The sequence below is a fragment of the Streptomyces sp. S6 genome (assembly GCF_054880855.1).
Window position 1 is genome coordinate 1 of the sequence record NZ_JBTYMC010000366.1, and the last position, 5,961, is coordinate 5,961.

Genomic DNA, 5,961 nt, shown 5'->3' on the forward strand with positions numbered 1-5,961 from the left:
CGGCCCGGCCCGGCCGTGGGCCCGCGCGTCCGCCTCGTACGCACGGGCCGCACGCGCGCGCTCGCTCTCCCCCGACATCCGCGACACCGAGGACCACCTGCCCGAGCTGGTGCTGAGCGCCGACGCTGACGCGTTCGCGGACCTGCGCACCCGGGCCCTCGCCCCCTTGCGGACCCTGCCCGCCGCGACCGCGCACCGTCTGGAGGAGACACTGCGCGCGTGGCTGCTGCACCAGGGCAGACGGGACGAGGTGGCGGCGGCGCTGTTCGTCCATCCCCAGACGGTCCGGTACCGGATGGCGCAGCTGCGGGAGCTGTTTCCGGACCTCGCGTCACCGCAGCGGGTCCTCGAACTGACCCTGGCGGTCGGCCTCCGGCCGGCCGAGAGCGGGGGGCGCGGCGTCGAGGGTGTCGGCCGCTAAGGGGTGATGCCCGGCCAGAGTGCGGCGACGACGCGGTCGGCGAGGAGTGGGTCCTGGTCTCCGCTGCGGAGGTAGGACGCGTAGAAGCTGCCGATCATCATGTCGGCGACGACGACCACGTCGGTGTCCGGCCGCAGGACGCCCTCCTCGCGCAGCCGCCGGAGCGTGTCGACGAGGGGGCGTGTCCTGGGGGCGAGGGCATGGCGTCGTACCAGGTCCATGAGGCCGGGGTGGTGTTCGGCCTCGGTCACGACGTTGGCGATGACCGTCATGCCCCGGCCCTGCGGGCCGAACGGCGCGGCGTAGCGCAGGGCCTTCTTGAGCGCTTCGAGGGGTGGCAGTTCTTCGAGGGGGGCGAGGGGGTTGCGTTCCCGCTCCTCCTGGAAGTTGAAGTCCAGCGCTTCGACGAGCAGTTCGTGCTTGTTCGCCCAGCGCCGGTAGACGGTCGGCCGGGTGACGCCGGCGTCCGCGGCGATGTCCCCGATGGTCATGCGGGCGTAGCCGTCCGACACGAACCGCTGGACGGCCGCGCGGAGGATCGCCTTCTCCGTGGCGGGGTCGCGCGGCCTGCCCGGCCCCTTGTTCCCGGCGGCACGCTCCCTGTCTTTTTCGGCCATTTCCCGCATCTGGACAGCGTAACTTGCCATGGCTTTACTTGACAGTAACGTAACGCAATCAGGATTGTTGAGTGGTACACGGAAATCCCACGGAAGGTTGGTGAGCCCAGGTGTCCTCAGCACCCGAGGCCGGACCGGTCACGCACGACGCACAGCTTCGCGGCGCCCCGCCGCTCGCCGCGGTCAGTGCCGCCGTGCACGCGTCCACGAGCGGTCTGGCCTCGACCGTCGCGCTTCTCATGGAGGCCTATGCCGAGCGTCCGGCGCTCGGCGAGAGGGCGAGGGAGGCGGTGACGGATCCGGCGACGGGCCGGACCTCGCGACGCCTGCTGCCGCGCTTCACGACGATCACCTACGGCGAACTGTGGGACCGGGCCGGAGCCATCGCCGCCGAGTGGCGGCAGGATGCCGGGCACCCGGTCGCCGCAGGGGACTTCGTCGCCGTCTACGGGTTCACGAGCGTCGACTACGCCACGATCGACCTGGCCTGCCTCCGGCTCGGCGCGGTGTCCGTGCCGTTGCAGTCGAGTTCACCGACCGCCCGGCTGGCGCCGATCCTCGCGGAGACCGGGCCGCGCGTCCTGGCGGCGAGCGTCGAAGTCCTGGACAAGGCCGTCGAGTTGGTGCTGTCGAGCGCCTCCAGGCCACGGCTCGTCGTGTTCGACCACCACCCCGAGGCCGACGACCAGCGGGAGAGGTTCGAGGCCGCGCGGGAGCGGCTGGCGCGGGCGGGGATCACCTCGGCCGACTCCCTCGAAGCGGTGACCGCCCGAGGCCGTTCCCTGCCGACGCCACCGCTGTTCGAGCCGGAGCAGGGCGAGGATCCGATGAGCCTGCTCATCTACACCTCCGGCAGCACCGGGACACCGAAGGGCGCCGTCTACACCGAGCGGATGCTGCGCACGCTCTGGACGGGATGGGAGCCCGAGCCGGTCGGTGACGCGCCCTCCGTCGGCATCAGCTACATGCCGATGAGCCACATGGCCGGGCGGACTTCCCTGTACAGCACCCTCGGCCTCGGCGGCATCACGGCCTTCACCGCATCCAGCGACATGTCCACCCTCTTCGAGGACATGGCCCTGGTCCGGCCGACCACCCTGCTGCTCGTGCCGCGCATCGCCGACCTGCTCCACCAGCAGCACCAGAGCGAACTCAGCCGCAGGCGCCCGGAGTTCACCGACCCCGACAGCCTGGACGCGGCGGTCCGGGCCGACCTGCGGGAGCGGGTGCTGGGCGGCCGGGTACGGCAGGTGACCTGCGGCAGCGCCCCGCTCTCCGCGGAGCTGAGGCGGTTCGTGGAGTCCTGCCTTGAGCTTCCCCTGCACGACGGCTACGGATCGACCGAGGCCGGCGTGCTGCTGTTCGACTCGCGGGTGCTGCGGCCCCCGGTGCTGGAGTACAAGCTCGTCGACGTACCGGAACTCGGCTACTTCACCACCGACCTGCCCCATCCGCGCGGCGAGTTGCTGGTCAAGACGCGGACCATCACCCCCGGCTACTACAAGCGCCCGGAGACGACCGCCCAGGTCTTCGACGCGGACGGCTTCTACAAGACCGGCGACATCATGGCCGAGACCGGGCCGGACCGGCTCGTCTACATCGACCGCCGCAACAACGTGCTGAAGCTGGCACAGGGCGAGTTCGTGGCCGTGTCACACCTTGAGAGTGTCTTCACCGACAGCCCGCTGGTCCGGCACGTCTACGTCTACGGCAACAGCGAGCGGGCCTTCCTGCTGGCCGTGATCGTACCGACCGAGCAGGCGATCGCCGGGGCCGGGAGCCACGACGAGCTGAGGCGACAGCTCGGGGAGTCGCTCCATCAGGTCGCCCGGCAGGCGGAGCTGGAGTCCTACGAGATCCCCCGCGACTTCCTCGTCGAGACCGAGCCGTTCAGCGTGGCCAACGGCCTGCTCTCGGACATCCGCAAGAACCTGCGCCCCCAGCTGAAGGACCGTTACGGCGACCGCCTCGAAGCCCTCTACACCGAGCTGGCGAGCGGCCGGGACGAGGCACTGCGCACCCTGCGCGAGGCCGGGCCCGGCCAGCCCGCGTTCGAGGCCGTCCGCCGCGGAGCCGCCGCGCTCCTCGGCTGCTCGCCCCAGGACCTGACCCCCACGGCGCGCTTCACCGACCTGGGCGTCGACTCGCTGTCCGCGCTGTCCTTCTCGGAACTGCTGCGGGACGTCTTCGACGTCGAGGTCCCGGTCGGCCTCCTGCTCGGCCCGGCGGGCACCCTGCGGGCGATCGCCGGCCACATCGAGACGGAGCGGGAGGCCGGCGCGCAGCGGCCCTCGTCCATCACCGTCCACGGCGCCGGCTCCACCGAGGCCCGCGCCACCGACCTCGTCCTGGAGAAGTTCCTCGACACCGAGACCCTGGACGCCGCCGCCCGGCTGCCGCGTCCCACCGGACGGCAGACCCCGCCGACCGTGCTGCTGACCGGGGCCAACGGCTATCTGGGCCGGTTCATGTGCCTCCACGCGTTGGAGCGGCTGGCCGAGAGCGGCGGCAGGCTGGTCTGCCTCGTGCGCGGACGCGACGCCGAGGACGCCCGGCGGCGCCTGGACGCCGCCTTCACCAGCGGCGACGCCGGCCTCCTGCACCGGTACGAGGAACTCGCGGCACGCCATCTCGACGTGCTCCCCGCGGATCTCGGGCAGGAGCGGCTCGGCCTCGACGAGGGCACCTGGAAGCGGCTGGCCTCGGACGTGGACCTCGTCCTCCACCCCGCCGCGCTGGTCAACCACGTCCTGCCGTACGACCAGTTGTTCGGCCCGAACGTCGCCGGGACCGCCGAGCTGATCCGGCTCGCCCTCACCGAGCGGATCAAGCCGATCACCTATCTGTCCACCGTCGGCGTGGCCACGCAGCTCGACCCGGCGCAGCTCGACGAGGGCGCCGACATCCGTGCCGTGAGCCCGGTCCGCGCCCTCGACGACACGGTCTACGCCTCGGGTTACGCGAACAGCAAGTGGGCCGGGGAGGTCCTGCTCCGGGAGGCCCACGACCGGTTCGGCCTGCCGGTCACCGTGCTGCGCTCGGACATGATCCTCACCCACACCCGCCACACCGGGCAGCTCAACGTGCCCGACATGTTCACCCGCCTGATGCTCAGCCTCGTGACCACCGGCATCGCACCGGTCTCCTTCTACCGCGCCGACGCCCCCGGGGACCGGCCGAGGGCCCACTACGACGGGCTGCCCGTGGACTTCGTCGCCGAGGCCGTCAACACCCTCGGCGCACGCAACACGGACGCCTACCTGTCGTACAACGTCGTCAACCCCCACGACGACGGGATCTCCCTCGACACCTTCGTCGACTGGCTGACGGAGGCGGGCCACCCGATCCGGCGCATCGACGACCACGAGGAGTGGTTCACCCGCTTCGAGTCCGCGCTGCGCGGCCTCCCGGAGGACCAGCGCCGCCACTCCATGCTCCCGCTGCTGCAATCGATCCGCCGGCCCGACGAACCGGTGAGCGGCTCCCTCATCCCGGCCGACCGCTTCGCACGAGCCGTCCACGAGGCGGACATCGGGGGCGGCACCATCCCGCACCTCTCGGCCGGCCTGATCACCAAGTACGTGACAGATCTACGGGGTCTCGGCCTGCTCGGGTAACCGGATGCGCGGCGGAGCCGCTGTGGCGGGGATGTCCTGGCGGACAGTCCTCTTCGGCAGCGGCTCTGCCGCCTGACCGAACGGCGTCGGGGCTGGAAGCCGGCGGCCCAGCACCGGGCGCGGGTCCCGTGGCGGCTCCGGACCGGCTCCGCCGGGTCCGCCTCGTCGCCTACGACGCCGTCCCTCTCCGGAAGTCGCTGTGGTGGATCAGTCGGACAGGGTCCGAGGAAGGACCAGACCGGCTTCGTACGCGGCGATGGCCGCCTCCACCCGGTTGCGGGCGCCCAGCTTCGCGAGGACCGCGCTGACGTGTGCCTTGACGGTGCCTTCGACGAGGTGCAGGCGGCCGGCGATCTCGGCGTTGGACAGTCCCGCTCCGAGTCCGGCCAGGACGTCGCGCTCCCGTTCCGTGAGCCGCTCCAGCGAGCGGTGGGGATGGGCCGCGCGGTGGGCGCGCAGCCGGGCGACGACCCGGCCGGCGGCGCGGGGGGAGAGGTAGGCTCCGCCGGCTCCCACCGCCCGTACCCCGTTGAGGAGTTCTCTCGGGTCGTCGGCTTTGAGGAGGAATCCGTCGGCGCCGTCCTCCAGAGCGCGGGCGACGTACTCGTCCTGGCCGAAGGTCGTCAGCATGATCACGCCGACCGGCGTCGGCTCGCGGTGGAGGCGTGCCGCCGCGGTCAGGCCGTCCAGTTTGGGCATCTGGATGTCCAGCAGGACGACGTCGGGCCGGTGCCGGCGGGTGAGTGCGATGGCCTCGTGCCCGTCCCCTGCCTCGGCCACCACTTCGATCCGCGGGTCCCTGGCGAGGATGGCCCGGATCCCCGCCCGGACCATCGCCTCGTCGTCGGCGACCACGACCCGGACCGGTCGGCTGCTCGGTGTCGGCTCTTTCACACGGCGAGCCTACGGCGCGATCAGCGGAGCACGTCCCTGACGAAGGTCAGGACGCTGCTGCCGTTCGTCCCATGGGCACCCGCGCTGCGGACTTCTAGCGTCGATTCCGCACCCCGCAGTCCACGACCCACACGAAAGAACTCTGTGATCACCATCCAAGGACTCACCAAGCGCTACGGCGAGACCCTCGCCGTGGACGAGCTGACCTTCGACGTCCAGCCCGGCCGGGTGACCGGCTTCCTCGGGCCCAACGGGGCCGGGAAGTCCACCACGATGCGCATGCTCCTGGGCCTGGACCACCCCACCCGGGGGCGGGCCCTGATCGCCGGCCGGCCCTACGCGGACCTGCGCCGGCCCCTGTGCGCGGTGGGGGCGATGCTCGACGCCCGCGCCGTCCACCCGGCCCGCTCCG

The 5,961-nt window shown here is 71.9% G+C and carries 5 protein-coding genes; 3 read left to right on the plus strand and 2 right to left on the minus strand.

The window, feature by feature from the left end:
- Nucleotides 1-421 (plus strand): helix-turn-helix domain-containing protein (locus ACVNF4_RS31220; RefSeq protein ID WP_461806242.1); only part of this gene is annotated, 421 nt, incomplete at its 5' end.
- Here ACVNF4_RS31220 and ACVNF4_RS31225 read toward each other — a convergent pair.
- Nucleotides 418-1,068: a TetR/AcrR family transcriptional regulator gene (locus tag ACVNF4_RS31225; protein ID WP_461806243.1), complete on the minus strand. Its 651-nt coding sequence runs from the start codon at nt 1,066-1,068 to the stop codon at nt 418-420. The genes ACVNF4_RS31220 and ACVNF4_RS31225 overlap by 4 nt on opposite strands.
- Nucleotides 1,069-1,148: 80 nt before the next feature.
- Between ACVNF4_RS31225 and car the strand changes: the two genes are divergently transcribed.
- Nucleotides 1,149-4,655 (plus strand): carboxylic acid reductase, encoded by a 3,507-nt coding sequence (gene car / locus ACVNF4_RS31230; RefSeq protein WP_461806244.1) that lies wholly within the window; start codon nt 1,149-1,151, stop codon nt 4,653-4,655.
- A 207-nt stretch (nt 4,656-4,862) separates the two neighbouring features.
- On the opposite strand, the gene ACVNF4_RS31235 is transcribed toward car, so the two are convergent.
- A complete protein-coding gene (locus ACVNF4_RS31235; protein ID WP_461806245.1) occupies nt 4,863-5,549 on the minus strand; it encodes a response regulator in 687 nt (228 codons plus the stop codon).
- 144 nt (nt 5,550-5,693) lie between these two features.
- On the opposite strand from ACVNF4_RS31235, the gene ACVNF4_RS31240 reads away from it, so the two are divergent.
- A partial coding sequence (locus ACVNF4_RS31240) for an ATP-binding cassette domain-containing protein (protein WP_461806246.1) occupies nt 5,694-5,961 on the plus strand: 268 nt, incomplete at its 3' end.